The organism is Pseudomonas sp. Root71, assembly GCF_001429045.1.
GTDB lineage: Bacteria > Pseudomonadota > Gammaproteobacteria > Pseudomonadales > Pseudomonadaceae > Aquipseudomonas > Aquipseudomonas monachiensis.
Genome location: NZ_LMHY01000004.1, coordinates 94,209 through 115,398, shown reverse-complemented (window position 1 = coordinate 115,398; position 21,190 = coordinate 94,209). Strand labels below are relative to the sequence as shown.

The following is a 21,190-nucleotide window of genomic DNA, read 5'->3' as shown; positions in this document are numbered from 1 at the left end:
CTGGCGGCCTGGCGACGGCAGACTCAGGAGTGACCCCTTTATGGGCGTTTTTGCGATAGGCACTTCCTCGGCGACCGTTGGCGCCGAGATTCGACGACACCGACCTTGGGTGCGTTGGACCGTAGTGAGCGTGGTTCTGGCGGCGCTGTTCTTGTTGGTTGCGCAACCGGTCGGCTGGATTCTGTTCAACAGCATGCACGATGACACCACGCAACAATGGACGCTGAACAATTACGTGCGTCTGGTGACTGCCAAAGGCATGCTCCAGCCGATTATCAATTCGATTATTCTGGCGTTTTCAACCGCAGCGATCTCAACGCTGCTGGGTGTTCCGCTGGCCTGGTTGGTGGCGCGTACCAACATGCCCGGCCGGGGACTCATCAGGATGCTCACGTTGGGGGCTTTCGTGACCCCGTCGTTCATCGGTGCACTGGGCTGGATTCTACTTGCGGCACCTAATGCCGGCTGGCTGAATACGTTCTATCGACAAATGTCGGGCAGCGATTTGGCTCTGTTCAACATCTACTCGATGGGTGGCGCGATCTTTGTCTGCGCCATCTATACCGTCCCGTATACCTTCACCATTGTCGCCAGCGCCCTCGATGAAATGGCGGTCGAGCTTGAAGACGCGGCGACGACGCTCGGCGCCAGCGTACTACGCACAATGTTCAGCGTGACCATTCCGATGGTGATGCCTTCGGTCATCGTGGGTTTCATTTTGTCCTTCATTCAGGGGATGACCCTGTTCGGCGTTCCCGCCTTTCTGCTCACGCCCTCAGGAACATCGGTTGTCACCACCAAACTGGCCGAGTTCTATCAGTTGTTCCCGCCCGAGTTGTACATGGCGGCAGCGTATTGCATGCCGCTCCTTTTGCTCACCGGTGGGTTGTTCTGGGTACGCAAAAAAATTCTTGGCCGCAGACGTTTTGTAATGATCGGTGGCAAGAGCCGGGCGGGCCGCAGCATTGATCTGAAAGGGTGGCGCTGGGCCGGGTTGTTGTTCGCGCTGATTGTCCCGGTGACGGCGGTGATCCTGCCTTACTTCGCCTTGATCGTCGTTTCTCTCTGCAAAGCCTGGGGTCAGGGGCCATCGCTGAGCAATCTGACGTTTCACTGGTATCGATGGGCAGTCCTGGAGAACGCTGAAACTCAGGCGGCGATTATCAACTCATTGGCCTATGGCGCCATCGGCGCCAGTCTTTGCGTACTGCTCGGCACTTTGATCGCTTACATCGTCGAGCGCCGCTTGGTTGCGGGAACGACCATCATCGCGGCGTTGACCAATCTACCGATCATCATTCCCGGAATTGTATTGTCGGTGGGCTTCTTCGCAGCCTATACCCAGCCACCCCTAAGTCTTTACGGGACCTCGGCGATCATCATTGCGGCGTTCGTCGCGACGTTCCTGCCTATTGCCTATTCGCATGGCGGGGCAATGCTCAAGGGTATCAGTCCGGACCTGGAGCGGGTCGCCCGGATCCTGGGTGCCAGTGAGTCGAAGACATTCATCAGTATCACAGCTCCGCTGATGAGATCCGGACTGATTTCAGGATGGCTGTTGGTGTTTATCCCAGTGATGCGCGAACTATCAGCTGCGGTGTTCTTGATAACACCCAGCACTAACGTCATGACGACGTTGATTTACAACTACAAGGATGGCGGAAATTACGAGGCGGTGGCTGCCGCTAGCGTATTACTTTTGGTTGTCACCATGGTGGTGGTGGCGATCGCTCAGACGCTCAGCGTGAAGTTGGCGAAACATAAACGTGCCAGTGTTGAACTCGGAGTCGCCCAATGAGCCAGATCCAGATCCGTAATTTGCAAAAAAGCTTCGGCCAGTTCCAGGCGCTAAAAGGTATTGACCTGACTGTGGAGGATGGAACATTGCTGGCGTTGCTTGGTCCATCCGGATGTGGCAAGTCAACCACACTGCAGTTGCTAGCCGGTTTCGAAGCACCGACCGCAGGCGAAATCCGCGTCAATGACCGGGTCATTTCCAGCTCGCAGGGCGTGGTGCCTCCGGAGCGCCGGGATATATCGCTGGTCTTTCAAAACTATGCGGTGTGGCCGCACAAAACCGTGGCGGAGAACGTGGCGTTTGGCTTGCAGATACGCAAGGTGCCGCGTGCTTTGCTGGAAGAAAAGCTCACTAAAACCCTGAAGACTGTGCACCTTGACCACTTGGCTGACCGCTATCCCTCCGAGTTGTCGGGTGGGCAACAGCAACGGGTGGCGCTGGCGCGAGCTCTTATTGTCGAGCCGAGCATTCTATTGCTCGACGAACCGCTGTCGAACCTTGATGCCCACCTTCGGGAAGAAATGCGCTTCGAAATCCGTCGAGTGCATGACTTGCTTGGACTGACGACTGTCTACGTCACTCACGATCAGGGAGAGGCATTGGTGACGGCCAATCAGGTGGCGGTCATGAATGGAGGCAGTGTGCAACAACTGGGTTCGCCGAGAGAGATTTTCGAGCTGCCGGCCAACGCGTTCGTCGCTGCGTTCATTGGCAGCAATAACGTGATCAAGGGCGTGTTAACGGGGGCCGGCACATTGCGCTTTGGAGAGCAATCACTGGTGGGGATGGACCGCAGTGGTGCTGGTCCTGGTGCAGAGATCACCCTGTGTATCCGTCCGTCCAAAGTGCGGATCGTTGGGCCAAATTCAGGCGTGACCAATGTGCTGCCCGGTACGGTGCTGCGCACCGCGTACCTCGGAGAGTACTGCGACGTATTGGTAGACATCGGCGCTGGCCTTTCGATGCGCGCCTTTACGCCCCCCTCGGTCGACTATCGGGTGGGGCAGGTCGTACTGCTGCATCTGCCAGAACAGGATTGCCACCTGCTGCAATCCGGGGAACGGGTTAACAGTTAAACCAGCATGGCGGCAGCGGTCGTCGAACTGTGAGCACTTATTAAATGGCCAGACAGGATTCAACTATGAAAATCGAAGAGAGCGCCGAAATTGTTCGGTTACGACGAGGGAGTGTTGAATGGGTCATCTTCAATCGACCTCACGCCTTGAACGCGATGTCGCCTGGAATGGAAGAGGCGTTGACCGGGATTTTTCAAGAGCTGACACTCGATGCATCAGTCAAGGCGCTGGTTCTGACCGGCGCAACGGGCGCGCGCCCCTCCTTCATGGCGGGGGCAGATTTCGGCGCTCTGGAGGATGCGAAAACGACAGCTGAGTTTCTTGAACTCGAAGGTCACAGTGAAACGCTCATCCATTCTCTTGAAGCGCTGACATTTCCAACCGTTGCCGCCATCGCGGGTCCGTGTGTGGGTGGGGGGGCACTTATCGCGGCAGCTTGTGACGTGCGCATCATCAGCCGTTCAGCCAGATTTGGATTTCCCATTGCACGAACGGTTGGCAACTGCCTCAGCGCCCTGAACTATCAGCGTCTTGTCGATTTGTTCGGCACAGCAATGACAAAAGAAATGGTGTTCAGCGCACGTCTGCTGGACGCCTCGGCGCTTATGGCAAGCGGGGCGTTCAGGGAGTTGGTGGACGAAGACGCGTTGGAAGCTGCGGCCGAGCGCGTATCGGAGCATTTGGTGCAGCTTGCGCCACTGACGCTATGGGCCACCAAAACTACGTTGCGGCGACTTCGAGACGCGCAAGTAGCAAGTGTCGAGGATGAGGATGTGTTGTTGCGTTGCTATCACTCTGCTGATTTTCGTGAAGGCGTTGCAGCGTTTCAGCAAAAACGTCCACCAGCGTGGAAAGGGCTTTAGAACAACTTTGCGGTGTAATGAAACACTGATGTTGTCGCGTTTCCGAGAATAGAAAGCTCTGACGCTTGGATGAACAGACGCTTTCTCGAATTTAAATATTAATTGTTCGCTGGCAACCTCAGTTGCCGGGCAGGGTGAAGTCATGTCGATTAAATCTGAAATACCCAACAAAGGGCCTCTGAGCGGTATACGTGTAATTGATGCGACTCATATGTTGGCAGGGCCTTATTCAACTTGGCTGCTCGCGATGCTCGGGGCTGATGTCATCAAGATTGAGCGGCCGCAAGGCGGGGACTACACCCGCAGCGTTGCGCCGTTCAAAGACGAGGAAAGTATCTACTTCAATAGCGTCAACCGGAACAAACGCAGCGTCGCGCTGAACTTGAAAGAGGAGGAGGGCAAAGCTGTTCTTCGCCAGTTACTGACGACGGCTGACGTGTTCATTGAAAACAACCGGGCGGGGGCGATGGAACGATTGGGGTTCGGTTATGAAGCCGTGAGTGAGTTGAACCCGCAATTGGTTTACGCCGCAATTTCAGGTTTTGGGCAGGATGGCCCTTATAAACATTTGCCATCTTTTGACGTGGTCGCACAGGCGATGTCCGGCATGATGAGCATTACCGGTGAAGAGTTCGGACCACCTGCACGCGTGGGCATTTCGCTAGGCGATATCGGGTCTGGCTTATTCACCACCGTCGGTGTGCTGGCAGCGCTGGTGGGCAGGGGGCAGGAGGGCGGAAAGGGGGCGTTTATCGATATTTCGATGCTCGATTGCCAGCTGGCAATGATGGAAAACGCTGTTGCACGCTTCCTGCAGGTGGGTGATCTTCCGCGCCGTCTGGGCAGTCGCCACGCGCTGATCGCGCCGTTCCAGGCTTTCGCTACCGCCGACGAACCGATTGCCATCTGTGTTGATACCGAAGAGCAGTGGCAACGGATGTGCATCGCGATGCAGCGACCTGAGTGGATAGATGATCAGCTGCTGCGTGACGGTCCGCTGCGCGCGCAGAATCACGCTCATCTGGAGTCCTTGATGACTTCGAGATTACAAGAGCGCGGCCGTGAGTACTGGATGAAGTCGCTTCAGGAGGCCGACGTACCCTGCAGCCCGATCAACACGGTCGCCGAGGCAATCGCCGATCCGCAGGTGCAACATCGCGGCATGATTGTCGAGGTGCCGGCCCAATCGGGAAACTGCTACGTCAAGCATCCGGTGCATATGCCCTACACCGAAATGGTCGAAGAAAAACCCTCGCCGGGTTTGGGGGAGCACAGTGTCAGTGTTTTGCAGGAACTGGGCTATTCAGATGGACAGATCTCGGTATTCAAAGCTAGAGGAGTGATCTGATCTTTAAGGGGAGCCGCACAACTCCGACGTCCGAGATGCTGTGGAATTGCACGAGTTGGTTGATCCCATGAAGGTGGCGACGTCGCTGTCGCCACGTACGCTGGAAAAGACAGAATCAAGTCTCGTTAGGTCTATGCCAAGGGCGATCGCGTGCGACCGATCAATCCGCTGAACTTGTACATGCTTCGGTAACGCCTCGGCATAATATATCCAGATATTCTTCGGAAATTTTTTCGGGGGGCAAGCGATTTTTCATCGCGCGTTCCCACGCAACGGCCGGCGGCATATTTAATGTCTTATGCTTCCTCTGCACGCCGAATCCTAAAGAAAGCACACACCACCAAAAAGCTGAGTGGACGCTCTGTTTCTAGCTAAGGGGAAGCGTTTACGATCGCTATTCACATATTTGGATAGCGATAAATTCTAATATCATAGCGGTGAAATTTCATCATTTCCCTTATTCAATAAGCGTAGGTTTATCCTCGTAAATTGCCGCAATCATTGAAGTGAGGGAATGATTAGATTGCGCCAATATCACGCCCATCAACTCATATACTTGTCGAAAAGAAGCTTGACCAACTGGCGAAGCCATATATTTCCGGGGTCATGATGATGGCGCGGGTGCCAATACTGTCGCAGGTGCAAGCTGGGGGACTTGATCGGGGTTTTAATTACCTTGACCGCATTGTAGCGTCGGAATGTTTGCCCCAGGTCACCGGGCACGGTTGCGATTAGATTCGGGTTTTTCTCCAGTATCATCGGGACCGTTATAAAGTGTGGGGTTGTAAGGTAAATTTCTCGTTGATGCCCCAATTCGTCGATAAACTGGTCGTAGCGTGTACTACTGTCTGACAGAACGACGGAAACATGCTTCATGCTCAGGAATTGTTCAAGGTCTACTTCGTTACCAGGGTACATGGTACTGACGATAGAGCAAAAAGAGTGTTTAAACAGTTCTTGTTGAAAAAGGTTAGGGTCCTGGATGTAGTGTGATCCTATAGCCAGGTCTGTATCACCTCTCTCCAGTGAGTTAGCTATATGCTCGGTGGGTAGTTGCGATGTTCGTATTCGGCAATGAGGGGCCACCTTCTGAAGTTCTGAAATCAGCCGGGGCAAAAATACCAACTCGCCCATATCCGTCATACAAAGGCTGAAGACCCTGGTGGAAGACATAGGGCTGAAACTGGCCTGCGCCAACAGCCTGTGCTGTACGGCGGATACGATCTCCAGAACTGAATCCCCCATCTCCTCTGCGAAAGGCGTCGGCTTCATCGCATCGCCAATACGGACGAAGAGGGGGTCTTCATAAAACTCCCGGAGACGTCGTAGTGCATGGCTCATGGCGCTCTGCGTCAAACCAAGATGCTCTCCTGCTCGAGATACATTGCGCTCTTTCAGAAGCGCATCGAACGCTAGCAAGAGATTCAAATCGAATTTTTTACCATGAGTACCGCGCATATTCTGTATTAGCTCCATGATCTATGCGCATAGATGATCCACCGCTAGCATGGCGTCAGCAAGATAATTTCAACACCAAAAACAAGAAATGAGGTCGACGTCATGCTCCTTCGTAACGCTTGGTATGTAGCTGCTTGGTCGAGTGAGATCCCAGTCGATAAACTTCTCGCAAGAACGATTCTCAACGTGCCAGTGGTGCTATGGCGTGATACCAACGGAAAAGTGGTGGCTTTCGAAGACCGTTGCTGTCACCGAGGCGCTCCACTGTCGAAAGGGCGCCTAGAAGGCGATCAGCTTCGGTGCATGTACCATGGTCTCCTATTTGATACGGTGGGGCGCTGCGTCGAAATACCCGGACAAGAGCGCATTCCTCCGCAGGCTAAGGTGCGCACATTCCCAATTGTAGAGAAGCACAAGTGGATCTGGATCTGGGTGGGTGATGCCAGCCTGGCGGATCCGTCCCTGATCCCTGATACACATTGGCTGGATGACCCCGAGTGGCGAAGCCTGGAGGGTTACACCTATTACACCACCAACTACCTGCTGATCGCTGACAACCTGCTTGACCTCGCACATTTGCCCTATGTTCATCCGAACACGCTGGGCGGTGACGAGGCGTATGCGGCCTGCATACCTATGGTCGAAAAGCTGGAAAACGGCGTGCGAGTAACGCGTTGGGGTGAAGGAATCAAGCCCGCACCTTTTGTGCAGAAAGTCAAAAATTATCCGGGGTCTGTCGATCGTTGGAATATCTATGACTTCCTGCTGCCGAGCATCTTCCTGATGGATTCGGGAATGCAGCCCAGTGGGCAAAATGCCAAGGCGGGAAATCGCGTCAATGCGGCAGAGTTCCGTAGCACTCAGGCACTGACTCCGGAAACGGACGAATCCACGCACTACTTCTTTTCGCAGCCTCATAATTTCGCCATTGATGACCCCGAGGTGACGCTGGCAATCCACAACCAGGTCGTCACAGCGTTCCAGGAGGACAGCGATATGATTCATGCGCAAGATCGCATGTTGAAGTTGACTTCCGATTTCAAAATGATTCCGATCGGAGCTGATGCTGCTCTTTCGTATTTCAGGTGGCTGGTGGCGAATGCTTATAAGGCTGAGCAGGCGATAAGCAATCCCGTCAAGATCCAGGAGGTCTGAGATGAGCGACTGGAACCGCGTTCGAGTGATGGCGATCGTGAAAGCTGCTGACGCCATTATGGATATCCGCTTGCTGGCCTTGGACTGTCAACCTCTTCCTGTGGCCGACGCGGGCTCGCACATTGATGTTCGCCTGCCAAATGGTCTGATCAGGCAGTACTCCGTTCACCGGTACGATCCTTCGGACGGAAGCTACTCAATTGGGGTCGGATTGTCTGAGCCGTCACGGGGTGGCTCAGCGTTCATTCATGCACATCTGCGAGTTGGCGACCTGCTCGAAATTAGCGCGGTTCGCAATAACTTTCCGCTGGCACACGACGCAAGCACCTATTTATTTATCGCCGGCGGTATCGGCATTACGCCGATTCTTAGCATGATTCGTTGGTGCGATGCGAATGACAAACCATGGCAACTTCTCTATTGCGTCCGATCCCGGTCCCGGGCTGCTTACATCGAGCATCTTCCTCGTGGCGGAAAATTAGTATTTCACTCGGATGACGAAATGGCCGGTCGTCCCGATCTGCAGGCGTTTACTCGACAAGCAAAGGCAACGGACCACCTCTATTGCTGTGGGCCGTCACCGCTCATGAATGCGGTACGGGATGCCGCACAGGCTTACCTGCCTTCCGGCCAGGTGCATTTCGAGTTGTTTAGTGCACCTGAGTCGAATGCACCTGAAAAGGAACAGAACAAAAGCTTCGTAGTGGAACTTGCTCGCAGTGGCATGGAGTTAACCGTGCCAGCTGATACCAGCCTTCTAGATGCACTCGAAGAGGTGGGGATAATGGTGCCTTATTCCTGCCGGGAGGGCCTTTGCCGTACCTGTGAGTGCCGGGTGCTAGCGGGTGAAGTTGATCATAGGGACTATGTCCTCAGCGATGAGGAGCGTGCTTCCAATGCGGTCATTCTGCAGTGTGTTTCACGTGCCAAGTCATCAAGGCTGGTGCTTGATATCTGACTGACACTCCACGTCACTCTTTGATTGGTAGGCAAGAATGAGTAGTTATGAACTGAATGCTATTCGTAATGAACTGCTCTCTCGAAGAGAAAATCCTCCTGGGTCGCTGCAGCAGGCTCGTATAGGTTTTGACCACTTGTGCAAGCGTTTTTCGCCTCCGCCTGATTGCAGCTCCACGGCGTCGACACTCGGTGGAGTTCCTGTGCGGAAGTTAACCTGTGTGGATTCCCAGCGCTCTTTGCTCTATGTCCACGGTGGTGGTTTCATGGTGGGCAGCGCTGAAGGTTTTGAGGGAATCGCCGGCACGCTTGCTGCCGGTACATCTTCCACGGCTTACGTGGTTGATTATCGACTGACACCTGAACATGCATACCCTGCTGCACAGCTAGATGTTCTGACTGCGTATGCGGCGTTACTCGCTAATTGCGAAGGAGCAAACGATATTGCATTGGTGGGGGATTCGGCGGGAGGCCATTTGATCATGGCCGCCCTGATTCACGCCAGGACCATGGGAATGGAAATGCCAGGTTGCGTGGTGCTGTTTTCTCCTTGGCTGGATCTGGCTCTTACCGGAGAAAGCATCCATACCAAGATTGCAGTGGACTGCTTTCTTACACCTCAGAAGTTGCAAGCCAGTGCTGACGCCTACCTGGGAGATCAGGTCGAGACTGCTATCTTGGAGGCTGACCTGCAGGGGTTGCCGCCAATGATGATTCAAGTGGGGGAGTGTGAAATCCTTCTTGATGATGCAGTACGTCTGGCGAGAAACGCTGGATCAGCGGGCGTGGACACCAGGCTGGAGGTATGGCCCGGTATGTTTCATGTCTGGCAGGCATATGCGCCGGTGCTCTCCGAGGGGCGTGAGGCGCTCGCCGCTGCCGTCAATTTCATAAACGGGGTGCTGGTACGGCAAGGGGCGTTGGCGGTTGACTCTCGTTGCAGGTGATTGCTTTGAGCTACCGAATCAGGAAGCCCGTCTGGTTTCATAGTCATGACGTTAGAGGCTGAGGAAGTTTACTAACTTGCATCGAGTTGAACGGCACCTGGGGGCAGGTGCCTTTGGAGTGCGGTTACAGCCAACCTTTAATCTGTGCGCAAACGGCTTGAGTTGAGATTCCGTAACGATCATGCAACGTCGGCAGGGCACCTGCGTCAAGGAACGCGTCGGGCAAAGCAATCTGCCTGAAAGTTGGCGTCACTCCGTTACGCAGCAGCACCCCTGCAACGGCCTCGCCAAGACCGCCAATGATCGAACTGTTTTCTGCTGTGACCACCAGCCGACCTGGCTTCCTTGCCTCGGCAAGAATGGTTTGCACATCCAGGGGTTTGATCGTCGGTACGTGCAGCACGGCGACATCGACGCCGTCGGTTTGCAGTGCCTTGGCGGCTTCCAGTGCGCGCATGGTCATCAGGCCGGTGGAGATGATCAGAACGTCGTTACCGGTGCGCAGGGTCTTGGCTTTGCCGATCTCGAACTTGTAGCCGTACTCGTCCAGCACCAGCGGCACATTGCCGCGCAGCAAACGCATGTACACCGGCCCCTGATGCGCGGCGATGGCGGGCACGGCCTGTTCGATTTCGAGTGCATCGCACGGATCGACGATCATCAAGTTAGGCATGGCGCGGAAGATCGCCAGGTCGTCCGTAGCCTGGTGGCTTGGGCCGTAACCGGTGGTTAGGCCGGGCAGGCCGCAGACGATCTTGACGTTGAGGTTTTCCTCGGCGATGGCCATGCAGATGAAGTCATAGGCACGGCGCGAAGCGAACACCGCGTAGGTGGTGGCAAACGGCACGAAGCCTTCTCGGGCCATGCCGGCGGCCGCGCTCATCAGCAATTGCTCGGCCATGCCCATTTGATAGAAACGGTCGGGATGGGCCTTGGCGAAGATGTGCAGGTCGGTGTACTTGGACAGATCGGCGGACAGCCCGACGATGTCCTGACGCTGATCGGCAAGCGCGGCTAATGCATGTCCGAAAGGCGCCGACTTGGTGGCTTGGCCTTCCGAAGCAATGGAGGCGATCATCGCCGAGGTAGTCAGACGCTTCTTGATCGGCTCGGCAGTCGAAGTCGGAGTGTTTGCGGCATTGCTCATTGGTTTTTTCCTTCTTCAAGATTGTTCAGTGCCAGATCCCATTCGTGCTCTTCCACGCGAATGAAGTGCGTCTTCTCGCGGGTTTCCAGGAAGGGCACGCCCTTGCCCATTTTGGTGTCGCAGATGATCACTCGTGGCTGGGCGCCGGGATGATGGCGAGCGGCATCGAATGCCGCGACCAGTGCATCGATGTCGTTGCCATCGACGCGCTGGGTGAACCAGCCGAACGCTTGCCAGCGATCGACAATGGGTTCGAACGACAGGATTTCGCTCGAATAGCCATCGGCTTGCTGATTGTTGACGTCGACGATGGCGATCAGGTTGTCGAGCTTCCAGTGCGCCGCCGACATCACGGCTTCCCAGGTCGAGCCTTCATTCAGCTCGCCGTCCGACAGCAGGTTGTAGACGAAGGAGGCCGAGCCTTTGCGCTTGAGACCCAGGCAGGCACCGACAGCGATGCCCAGGCCCTGACCCAGCGAGCCCCCGGTGATTTCCATGCCCGGGGTGTAGGCGGCCATGCCCGACATCGGCAGGCGGCTGTCGTCCGAACCGTAGGTTTCCAGTTCATCGAGCGGGATGATTTTGGCTTCGATCAGGGCGGCATACAGCGCAATGGCGTAGTGACCGATGGAGAGGTAGAAGCGATCACGTTCCTCCCATTCCGGGTCCTCAGGCTTAAGATTCAACGCATGGAAGTAGGACACGGCCAGCAGGTCGGCCGCCCCGAGGGCCTGGCCGACATAACCCTGGCCCTGGACTTGTCCCATGCGCAGCGAGTGACGACGAATATTGTGGGCGCGCTGCGCCAGACTCTTGCTTGAAGCGTGTGAAGACTGGGTTGTCATGATGAAACTCCGTTAACTCAACGATTGACCAGGGCGGCGGGAATGCGCAGGACCAGCAGGGCGCCGCTCACCAGCACACCGGTGATCAGGTACATGCCGATGGCGCTGGAGCCGGTCTGTGTGGTGATCCAGCCGATCAGGTAAGGCGAGCAGAACCCGGCGAGGTTGGCGAAGCTGTTGATTGCCGCAATGCCCGCGGCGGCGGAAACGCCCCCGAGCAATGTGGTGGGCAGCATCCAGAACAGCGACGTCGCCGACAGAATGCCGGACGCCGCCAGGCACAGGCTCAGGATGGACAGGACGATATTGCCGCCCAGCAATGCGGCGAGAGTCAGGCCGAGTGCGCCGGCAATCATCGGGGCGATCAGGTGCCAGCGTCGCTCGCGGTGTTTGTCGCCACTGCGACCGACCAGCAGCATTGCCACGATGGCGCAGAGGTAGGGCAGGCTGGTCAGGAAACCGATGTGCAGCGGATCGGAAACCCCGGCGTTGCGTACCAGTGTCGGTAGCCAGAAGGTGATCGCGTACTGGCCCATTACAACGCAGAAGTAGATGCCTGCGAGCAACCACAGACGACGGTCGCGAATAAACTCGCCCACCGACGCATGGGTGATTTTCTGCTGGTCATCCTCGGCCAGCTCGCGGCGGATCAGTGCTTTTTCGTCGTCATCGAGCCAGGTGGCTTGATGTACGCCATCCTTGAGGTAGCTCAGTACCAGCAAGCCGATAAGAACGGTGGGCACAGCTTCGAGCACGAACATCCATTGCCAGCCGGCCCAACCGTGCAGGCCGGCAAAGTGGTTCATGATCCAGCCGGAAAGAGGGCCACCCACCATGCCCGACAGCGGAATGGCGATGAACCACAACACGGTCATGCGTGCACGGCGGTAGGACGGGAACCAGTAGGTCAGGTACAGCAACAGGCCCGGCGCCAGGCCGGCTTCGGCAATGCCAAGCAGAAAGCGCAAGGCATAGAATTGCCAGGCAGTTTCGACGAAGGCGAACAGGGCCGAGACGATGCCCCAGGTGATCATGATGCGGGCGATCCAGACCCGAGCGCCGACCTTGTGCAGGATGATGTTGCTCGGCACCTCGCAGAGGAAGTAACCGATGAAGAACATGCCCGCGCCCAGTCCATAGACTGTTTCGCTGAGGGCCAGGTCGTTCATCATTTGCAGCTTGGCGAAGCCGACGTTGACCCGGTCCAGATACGCGCACAGATAGCACAGCATCAGGAACGGCATCAGGCGCCAGGCCGTTTTACGGTAGGCGGAGGAGCGCACGGTCGAAACCGCTTCGAGCGACAGTGTTGTCATGATGGTTCGATCTCTTGTTTTTATTGACCGCCAGGGCCCGAGGCCCGGCTGCATCGTCGATCCAGAACCGCACGGGCCGGGCAGGCCCGCCCAGGTGTACTCAGTGAATCAGCATGCCGCCGTTCACATCCAGGGTGATGCCGGTCAGGTAAGAGGATAGGTCGCTGGCCAGGAACAGGGCCGCATTGGCGACGTCCTGAGCTTCCCCCAGACGCCCCAGGGGGATGCCGTCGATGATCGCGTGGCGACGGTCGTCCTGCATCAGGCCGCCGGTGATGTCGGTGTGGATCAAGCCGGGGGCGATGGAGTTGACGCGCACCTTGTCCGGTCCCAGTTCCCGCGCCATGGCTTTGGCCAGGCCCAGCACACCCGCTTTGGCGGCACTGTAGTGAGGGCCGCCGAAAATGCCACCGCCTCGTTGCGCGGAAACCGAGGACATGCAGACGATGCTGCCGCCGGACTGCTGGCGCATCAGCGGAATCACTGCCTGGGACATGAGCAGGGTGCCGCGCAGGCTTACGTCCAGCACCTTGTCGTAGTCCGAAGGGCGAATATCCAGGGTTTTGAGAGGCTGGGTGATGCCAGCATTGTTGACCAGAATGTCGATGCGACCGAAATGCTCGATGATTTTCGCGACGGCCTGCTGAACCTGTGATTCATCAGCGACGTTGGCGGCCAGACCCAGATGGCCTTCGCCCAGGGAGGCGGCGGCATCGCGGGCGGCGGATTCATCCAAGTCGAGGATCACAACCTGTGCGCCCTGTTGCGCGAAGGTGGTCGCTGTCGCGCGGCCAATGCCACGTGCGGAGGCTGCACCGGTGATGATCGCGACTTTGCCTTGGAGAAGCATGGGAGTACCTCATTGTTCTTATTGGAGAGTGCTATTGGGTCGATCCGTAGCGAATCGATGACTCAGCTTGTGCTCCACCCCGTTCCTGAGCAATAACGCGAACTTCACTGGGTACTGAAAAAAATTCAGCACTCGTCATTTTTGCAGTTGGATGGTTGAATGGCTCGATGCCCGGCTCAGGCTATTTACAGCGGAAAAACCATCACCATGCGTTCAACCGGCGAAGTACCCCCGACACTGCCACCCCTGAAAGCCATTCAGGCCTTTGAGCAGACAGCGCGTTTTGGCAATGTCGCCCGCGCTGCCGAATTGCTGGACTTAACGCCTTCGGCGGTCAGCCACCAATTGGCCAAGCTTGAGGCGATGATCGGGCGACAGCTGTTTTTCCGAACCGCCAGAGGCGTGACCCTGACGCCGGTGGGCGAGCAGTACCTGACCGAGGTGTCCGGCATCCTGCACAGCCTTGCCGTGGCGACCGAGCGCGCGACCAGTGACTTCAGCCTCGATTGCCTGCGCTTGCACTCATCGCCCAGTTTCGGACTGCTGTGGCTGATGCCGCGTCTGGAGCAATTCCGCCAGAGTCATCCTGACATCCAGCTCAACCTTTCGTGTTCCTATGAGTCACTGCACTTCAGCCGGGACAAGATCGACGTGGACATCCGCCACGGAATGCCCAACTGGCCTAGTTTCGAAGTGCGCACGGTGCGCAATGAAAAAATCGCGGTCATGGCTTCTCCCAAACTCCTGGAAAAACGACCCATTCATGCCATTGCGGATTTGCTGGACTGCAACCTGATTCTGTCGGAGGCGACGCTGATCAAGTGGCCACAGTTGTTTGCACAACATGGTTTATCGCGCCCTGAAAAGCCTTACACACTGAGTTTTGACCGTTCCTACATGACGCTGGAGGCAGCCAGCCACGGGCTTGGATTTGCCCTGGAAAGCACACTGCTTGCGCAGGATTATCTAGCGCGTGGAACGTTGGTCGAGGTAGTGCCGCAGTTGAGTGCGGCAATCACTGCACACCACCTGGTTTTCCCGAAAGCGCATTCCAACTTCCCAAGGGTCAGAAGATTTCTGGAGTGGATGCAGGCGGAGTTGGGGCATGACTTCAATTATTGAACTGGATGTCATTACACGCCGCATCTCATCAGATTGCCTAGTGAGTGTCTGCTTTTGGCCGTGGTATCAGATGCGTAACTTGTGTCGATCTCGTAGAGCGAGACGAGGGTTTGGAGCCCCACTGATACGTCTTATCAGTGAGGCCATTGAGCAAAATTTACAGCGCCGTGATGAATGCGTGTAGGTGAGGGCGCATGTTTTATAGACATACACCACCTCACCCACTATCGCCGGCTTACAAGCCGCCCAGTGCGACGTACTTGATTTCCAGGTAGTCGTCGATCCCGTATTTTGAGCCTTCCCGGCCAAGTCCGGAGGTCTTCACGCCGCCGAAGGGTGCAACTTCTGTGGAGATCATCCCCTCGTTGACGCCCACCATGCCGAACTCAAGATTGTCGACGACACGGAAGATCAGACCGACGTCACGTGCGTACACATAGGCTGCCAAGCCAAAAGGTGTGTCGTTGGCCATCGCAATTGCCTCGTCCTCAGTCTCGAAACGGAAGAGGGGAGCGACAGGGCCGAAGGTTTCATCATTGAAGATCAGTGCATCGCGTGACACATCGGTGAGCACTGTTGGCTCGAAGTAACTACCGCCCAAGGGGTGACGCTTGCCTCCGGTAGCAATGCGTGCACCTTTTTTCACCGCATCGGCAATGTGCTCTTCGACCTTTTGCACTGCATCCCCATTGATGAGCGGACCCAGTACCACACCGTCATCCATGCCATTACCAACCCTGAGCGCAGCGGCTGCATCCGCGAGCTTCTTCGCAAACTGATCGTAAACACCCGATTGAACGAGCATGCGGTTGGCGGCAACGCAGGCTTGACCTGTGTTGCGGTACTTGGCGGCAATTGCACCTTTCACTGCGGCATCGATATCAGCATCGTCAAAGACGATGAACGGCGCGTTGCCGCCCAGTTCCATACTCGCCTTTTTGATGGTCGGAGCGCACTGGGCCAGCAGCAGCGATCCAACTTCGGTCGAACCTGTGAAAGACAACTTCCGAACGACCGGGTTTGCGGTGAGCTCCCCGCCGATTGCGCGGGCCGAGCCCGTGACGACGTTGCACACACCAGGCGGCAGACCGGCGCGCTCGGCGAGTACGGCCAAAGCCAGTGCCGAAAGGGGGGTCTGACTGGCCGGCTTGATAACTCCAGCGCAACCAACCGCCCAGCCCGGACCGGCTTTGCGTGTAATCATCGCGGAGGGGAAGTTCCACGGTGTGATGGCTGCAAAAACACCGATAGGGGCTTTCTGCACGAGAATGCGCCGACCGTCTACATTCTGCGGAATGATGTCGCCATTCACGCGCTTCGCCTCTTCCCCGAACCATTCGATGAAGCTTGCGGCGTAAAGGATTTCGCCACGGGATTCCACCAAGGGCTTACCCTGTTCGGCCGTCAGGATGACCGCCAGGTCCTCGATGTTTTCAAGCATTAGCTCATAGAGCTTGCGCAGGACCTTTGCACGCTCCTTTGGCAGCGTCTTGCGCCATCCCTGCATGGCGCGTTCGGCCGCTGCGATTGCGCGGCGAGTCTCGGACTCTCCACCGTTTGGTACGCGCGCTACCCATTCACCAGTGGCTGGATTGCGGATCTCGATTGTCTGGCCACTGTCTGCCTGGACCCATTCGCCGTCGATCAACATTGCCTGACGCAGCAGGTCGGGGTCTTTCAGATTCAAGGTTGCGGTGCTATTCATCGGGCAGACCTCAAATGGAGTTACGACCGATGAAGAAGGCTTCATCGAGGTCGGTGGTCGGGTTCAGTCCAGCAGCTTCCAGCCCTTTACGTAGCACAGCCATGTCGCGCTGGTACACACGTTGGGTCGGGTGCGGCATAGGACCACCGTTGTAACCCTGCAACCAGCCTTGGTATTTCCACATCATGCGATTGAGAAGCCCGTTTGCCGCCATTGGGAGGCTTGCAAACGCTTTACGTGCCGGATCCATTTTGTACCAGAGCTGAGTTGCCTCATCGTAGTTGCCCGCACGGATCAACTTGTGGATCTGTGGTAGCAATGGGCCGTAGTAAGAGGAGTAGTTGGTTCCGCAGAATGGGATGTCCATCACTTGTGCCAAAGGCACGTACTCATACTCAAGCGGAGATGAGATAACGACTTCTTCATGGAATTCGCGGTGAACTTCGATCGCCGACATGATGTAAGGCAGTCCGCCTTCGGCTTTGATTGCAACGACGTTGGGGATCTCGTCGACCATGCGACGCAGCACCGCCAGCGGAATATCGGCAGGGTGCAAGCGGCTGAAACCCCAGGCGGGCAGCGGGAAGATGATTACGCCCAGGTTCGTCGCGTCGCAGATCGCCTTGGTGTACTCGAATACTTCGTCATAGGACTTCGGATAGAAGAACGGAGGATAGCCAAGCAGTACAAGGTCGGCGCCGGCAGCTTCGGCTCGCTTCACGGCCTCAATGTTATCTTCCAGCGTGTTGAACACCGCGTGGTGAACGATCACGAGACGGCCGGCTGCTTGATCGGCCATGATTTGACAGAACTCACCGTACTGCTCTTGGGTGATGGCTACCTCCGAGCAGGACAGCGAACCGACGAAGCCATGCTTGATTGCCAGTTCTACGTCGTGGCGAACGGCTTTCTCATTGATGCGTTTGAAGTCGGAGGTCATTGTTGGAATCGTAACGTTGGCGACCCCAACGAGTTTTTCGCGTGCCCAGTCTCGAGCGTCTTTCTTATTGTAATTGGCCATGTAAGGCTCCTGTTAGTCAGGGTTGGTGATAGTCGTCGCTGTTCGCTCAGCGCTTTGTTTCAAAATCGATTGGCAGTGGTGTTGCGAGCCCTGCTTCAAGTGCCTTGGTCAGGATGAGTTCCGCTACCACAATGTCTTGAAGACCACCGCCGACTGACTTAAACATCGGGGCCTTGGCTTGCTTCAACTGCTCACTGCAGGCGCCACTCATCAGGTCAGACAGGCTGAAGGCTTTGTGTCGAAATTCGATCCCGGCGGTATGGGCAGCAAGCATGTCTCCTGTCTCTTCCAGCACTTCTTCCAGGGTGTCGCAGATGATCAAGTCACTGCGCTCTACGACGGAAATGTCTATTTCACGCTGCTCCGGGATGGTCGAACCGATCGAAACGACAATGGCGTCCGGCTTCAACCACTCGCCGAACAAAATCGGCTTTTCATCGCGTGAGCGTGCGGCAGTCAGCACGATGTCGGCGCCTTCCACGGCCTCTTGTGCCGAACCAACTCCGCGAGCGGGTACACCGAGATCTCGCGTCGCCGCTGTGGCAAACGCTTCGCGCCGTTCAGGCGTCGGGCTGTAGACGGTTATTTCGGTCAGTTCGCGGACACTTGCGAAGGCACGGGTGTGCATCGAGGCTTCCAACCCACTTCCAATGACGGCTAGACGAACAGGTTTCTGTGGGGCGAGGCGGTCAAGGGCTGCTGCCGACGTAGCTGCAGTCCGGAATCCAGTCATCAGATTTGCGTCAATGAAAGCGGCAATGCGATTGGTCGTTCGGTCAAACAGAACGATGACGTATTCGATCCCCGGTGGCGCATCGCCCATGTTCGACCCCATCAGCTTGGCGCCGAAGTAGCGTCCACTTGCCGGAATTGCCGGCAAGGTGCGAAGCCAGGTTTTTTCAAGACTTGCAACGGTACGAGGCGGGGTAGCCCTGGCTGGCAAATGTTGCCCATAAGCGGCCTGAAGCGCGGCAATCGCATCTTTCCAACGGAAAACGGCCTGCGCGGCAGCGCTTGAAACGAACACGGGAGACTGGGAATTAGCGGTCATGCGTCGAGCTCCGAAACGGCAGAGAGAGTTGAAGTAAACGCGAGGCGGCCTACGTAAGCCGCGCTCCGGCTATGAATAGCTATCTAATTGAAGGTAGCACTAACAAAACGATGCGTATACAAAGTATTGTTGTCTGAGATTGGCGTTGTCAATGGCTCTATTGCGTAAATCTAGGTTTTACTCGGCATGGTTGCGGAAACAAAACGGAACGTATAGATTTGGTTTGTTCTTAGCAATGCCGATGTCTGGTGAGCGGCATGAAGCGCGGGATGCGAGGGTAGTTGAAGGCTTGGACAGTCCTGCCCAGTGGATTTGCTCGTCGCTGCAATTGAAGCAGTACTGCGCGACGCCTGAAGGCTTGCCGCAGATGACTATACGAGGGCTATACCCGGTCGCGGATGTCTCTTGCCGAGGCGTACTTCGATGTACCGGAATTGGCAAACAAGCTGTGTAATTGAGTAGCAGCTACCACCCGCCATAGAAGCGGAGAGGAGACAAGAATGAGTCAAGTTAAACGCGTTTTGATTGTAGGCAGCGGAATCGGCGGTGCCACCGCAGCTTATGCACTGCGCAGGGCGGGAGTGGACGTCCACTGTATTGATATCAAGCCGGGGATTCCCTCGGCAGGGTCTGGCATTTGCCTGTTACACAACACGGTCCGAGCATTGGACATGATCGGATTGGCGGAGCCTTGTCTCGACAGTGGTATGCGATTCGACGCGTTTCGGCAATTCGATTCCTCAGGTCAACTCCTGCGATCGGACCCTGCACCCCCCAGCTGTGGCATCCGTCGGCCAGAACTTGCTCGAATCCTGGAGTCGGCAGCGCAAGGGGCTGGGGCGGTTCTGGATAAAGGGTTGACGATCGAACATCTCGACGACCGTGGGGACTGCGTCGAAGTTAAATTCTCGGATGGTCGCGAGGCTACCTATGACTTGGTAGTGGCTGCGGATGGAGCCTACTCCAAGCTCCGCGATCAGGTTTTCGGTACTGAGTGCAGGCCGCATTTTGCAGGTCAGAGTGTCTGGCGTTTCAACGCGCCGCGTCCGGCTCAGATTGATGGGTTCTGTCTGTACCGCAGCCCGACAGGGAAAACGGTGGGTTCTTTCCCGACATCGGAGAACAGCTGCTACCTGTTTTATCTCGAGAACAGTGTGGAGCCTCTGCGGGTACCAGAGGATCAAGCGAGCGCGATGATTCGCGAACGCCTTGCCGAATATACCGCGCCCGCTGTATTGGAAGCTCTTGAGCAGGTGACCGATGCCAGGCAGGTTATCTTCCGTCCGCTGGATATCACGCTGGTGCCGGCACCTTGGTACCGCGGCCGCGTAGTGCTCATCGGCGATGCTGCACATTCACCAACACCGCATATGACGTCTGGAGGTGGCATGGCCATCGAAGATGCCGTCGTGCTTGCAGACTGCATATCCAAGACCCAATCTGTTAACGAGGCATTGGCGATGTATAGCGAGCGCCGATTTGAACGGTGCAAAATCATTTGCGAAGCTTCATTACAACTTTGTCGCTATGAGCAGGAAGACCCACTGAAAAATAGAGAGCAGTCGGCGGCTCTATTGCTGAAAACCTATCAATACTTGGGGCAGCCTATCTAAAGCACCAGGTTGACGTTATCTGTCAAAAAGTCCCGATTCACCTCTCAGGGTGAATCGGGACTGAGTCAACTCATACTTTATAACGATCAGCAGCCAAACAGTGCTGTTCAGTTTTCTGAGTTCGTTACTCCCAGCAAGTGGTATATGTAGTCGATATGCGACTTGGCAAACTCCTCGTTCAATGGGGCGTGGCCAACCAACAAGCGCATGTAGACTGCTGAGTAGATGATGTCCATAAGCGACTCGACATCGGTGTCGCTTGGGATCTCGCCGCTGCGTTTCCATTCTTCAAGTGTTTCTTTAACTATCGCGCGTCGCCCATAGTGGAATCTCTCTCGAAAGGCTCGTAATACTGAAGGGTCAGATTGTCCCTCGGCTATGATTTGAGCAAGTATTCGGCCTGGCCAACCAGAAAACTGCTCTACCAGTGTGCGGAAATGAGCAGCGATGGCCTTTTTGGGACCGAGTTCAATTGGCAGTGGGGTCTTGAGAAGATGGTTTTCAATGAATGCGTCAATCACGAGCAATGCTTTAGAGTCCCACCATCTGTAGATCGTTGCTTTGCTGACACCGGCTTCCTTTGCAATTGCCTCAATCGAGATGGCCTGAATAGAGTTCTCGTGTAGCAACTTGATGGTCGAATTCAGTATTTGCAGTCGAGTAGCTTCGCTGCGTGGTCGTCCTAAAGACTTCTCCTGCATAAAGTATTCCTTAATAAATGACTAATTTTAACAGGAGCGTAAAGCTGCATGTGCTCACTCTGCGGCGTGGGCGGCTGCCTGCTGAAATCAAGCTGAGGCGTTTCTGATCGTAGCCAACAGACCACTCAAGAAGCAATGTAAAAAAACGCTTTGGGCTTGGCTTGGCGAGTGTGGAAGGCCCATGAGGGCTGACTCCGTAGGCAGGTGAAGGCTGCCA

18 protein-coding genes are annotated in these 21,190 nt (G+C 56.0%); 9 read left to right on the top strand and 9 right to left on the bottom strand.

Annotated features, from left to right (window positions below; genetic code table 11):
• Nucleotides 1-40 precede the first annotated feature (40 nt).
• From ASD95_RS06050 to ASD95_RS06035, 4 genes are all read left to right on the top strand, one after another.
• Nucleotides 41-1,798 carry an ABC transporter permease gene (locus ASD95_RS06050; protein ID WP_056723326.1) on the top strand — a complete coding sequence of 586 codons (1,758 nt, stop codon included), beginning with the start codon at nt 41-43 and terminating at the stop codon, nt 1,796-1,798.
• Nucleotides 1,795-2,874: an ABC transporter ATP-binding protein gene (locus tag ASD95_RS06045; RefSeq protein ID WP_056723325.1), complete on the top strand. Its 1,080-nt coding sequence runs from the start codon at nt 1,795-1,797 to the stop codon at nt 2,872-2,874. Before ASD95_RS06050 ends, ASD95_RS06045 begins: the two co-directional genes overlap by 4 nt.
• A gap of 65 nt (nt 2,875-2,939) precedes the next feature.
• Nucleotides 2,940-3,737: an enoyl-CoA hydratase gene (locus ASD95_RS06040; protein WP_056723323.1), complete on the top strand. Its 798-nt coding sequence runs from the start codon at nt 2,940-2,942 to the stop codon at nt 3,735-3,737.
• A gap of 142 nt (nt 3,738-3,879) precedes the next feature.
• Complete coding sequence (locus ASD95_RS06035) at nt 3,880-5,085, top strand: CaiB/BaiF CoA transferase family protein (protein WP_056723322.1); 1,206 nt, start codon at nt 3,880-3,882, stop codon at nt 5,083-5,085.
• Between the two features lie 543 nt (nt 5,086-5,628).
• Here the strand turns inward: ASD95_RS06035 and ASD95_RS06030 are convergent.
• On the bottom strand, nt 5,629-6,543 hold the full coding sequence (locus ASD95_RS06030) for a LysR family transcriptional regulator (RefSeq protein ID WP_056723319.1): 915 nt from the start codon (nt 6,541-6,543) through the stop codon (nt 5,629-5,631).
• Between the two features lie 102 nt (nt 6,544-6,645).
• Here ASD95_RS06030 and ASD95_RS06025 point away from each other — a divergent pair, with 102 nt between their 5' ends.
• The 3 genes from ASD95_RS06025 to ASD95_RS06015 are packed head-to-tail and all read left to right on the top strand — an operon-like array spanning nt 6,646 to nt 9,602.
• A complete protein-coding gene (locus ASD95_RS06025) occupies nt 6,646-7,698 on the top strand; it encodes an aromatic ring-hydroxylating dioxygenase subunit alpha (RefSeq protein ID WP_056723317.1) in 1,053 nt (350 codons plus the stop codon).
• Between the two features lies 1 nt (nt 7,699).
• Nucleotides 7,700-8,656, top strand: a complete 957-nt coding sequence (locus tag ASD95_RS06020) for a PDR/VanB family oxidoreductase (RefSeq protein ID WP_056723315.1) — start codon at nt 7,700-7,702, stop codon at nt 8,654-8,656.
• A gap of 37 nt (nt 8,657-8,693) precedes the next feature.
• A complete protein-coding gene (locus ASD95_RS06015) occupies nt 8,694-9,602 on the top strand; it encodes an alpha/beta hydrolase (protein WP_082562921.1) in 909 nt (302 codons plus the stop codon).
• Between the two features lie 124 nt (nt 9,603-9,726).
• Here ASD95_RS06015 and ASD95_RS06010 read toward each other — a convergent pair whose 3' ends face one another.
• From ASD95_RS06010 to ASD95_RS05995, 4 genes are all read right to left on the bottom strand, one after another.
• Entirely contained in the window at nt 9,727-10,749 is a 1,023-nt protein-coding gene (locus ASD95_RS06010) for a transketolase family protein (RefSeq protein ID WP_056723312.1), read from the bottom strand.
• Complete coding sequence (locus ASD95_RS06005) at nt 10,746-11,594, bottom strand: transketolase (RefSeq protein WP_056723310.1); 849 nt, start codon at nt 11,592-11,594, stop codon at nt 10,746-10,748. The genes ASD95_RS06010 and ASD95_RS06005 overlap by 4 nt, the downstream gene beginning before the upstream one ends.
• Before the next feature lie 17 nt (nt 11,595-11,611).
• Nucleotides 11,612-12,910: an MFS transporter gene (locus ASD95_RS06000; RefSeq protein ID WP_056723308.1), complete on the bottom strand. Its 1,299-nt coding sequence runs from the start codon at nt 12,908-12,910 to the stop codon at nt 11,612-11,614.
• 100 nt (nt 12,911-13,010) lie between these two features.
• On the bottom strand, nt 13,011-13,760 hold the full coding sequence (locus ASD95_RS05995) for an SDR family NAD(P)-dependent oxidoreductase (protein ID WP_056723307.1): 750 nt from the start codon (nt 13,758-13,760) through the stop codon (nt 13,011-13,013).
• 207 nt (nt 13,761-13,967) lie between these two features.
• Between ASD95_RS05995 and ASD95_RS05990 the strand changes: the two genes are divergently transcribed.
• On the top strand, nt 13,968-14,882 hold the full coding sequence (locus tag ASD95_RS05990) for a LysR substrate-binding domain-containing protein (protein WP_056723421.1): 915 nt from the start codon (nt 13,968-13,970) through the stop codon (nt 14,880-14,882).
• Nucleotides 14,883-15,117: 235 nt separating this feature from the next.
• On the opposite strand, the gene ASD95_RS05985 is transcribed toward ASD95_RS05990, so the two are convergent.
• From ASD95_RS05985 to ASD95_RS05975, 3 genes are read right to left on the bottom strand one after another with little or no spacing between them, the layout of a single operon-like run.
• Nucleotides 15,118-16,569, bottom strand: a complete 1,452-nt coding sequence (locus ASD95_RS05985; RefSeq protein ID WP_201783882.1) for an NAD-dependent succinate-semialdehyde dehydrogenase — start codon at nt 16,567-16,569, stop codon at nt 15,118-15,120.
• A gap of 28 nt (nt 16,570-16,597) precedes the next feature.
• On the bottom strand, nt 16,598-17,608 hold the full coding sequence (locus ASD95_RS05980; RefSeq protein ID WP_056723304.1) for a dihydrodipicolinate synthase family protein: 1,011 nt from the start codon (nt 17,606-17,608) through the stop codon (nt 16,598-16,600).
• 46 nt (nt 17,609-17,654) lie between these two features.
• Nucleotides 17,655-18,659, bottom strand: coding sequence for an ornithine cyclodeaminase family protein (locus ASD95_RS05975; protein ID WP_056723302.1), 1,005 nt, complete (start codon nt 18,657-18,659; stop codon nt 17,655-17,657).
• 500 nt (nt 18,660-19,159) lie between these two features.
• Here ASD95_RS05975 and ASD95_RS05970 point away from each other — a divergent pair, with 500 nt between their 5' ends.
• Entirely contained in the window at nt 19,160-20,272 is a 1,113-nt protein-coding gene (locus tag ASD95_RS05970; RefSeq protein WP_056723300.1) for an FAD-dependent oxidoreductase, read from the top strand.
• A 107-nt stretch (nt 20,273-20,379) separates the two neighbouring features.
• Here the strand turns inward: ASD95_RS05970 and ASD95_RS05965 are convergent, their stop codons facing one another.
• Entirely contained in the window at nt 20,380-20,973 is a 594-nt protein-coding gene (locus tag ASD95_RS05965) for a TetR/AcrR family transcriptional regulator (protein WP_056723297.1), read from the bottom strand.
• Between the last annotated feature and the right edge of the window lie 217 nt (nt 20,974-21,190).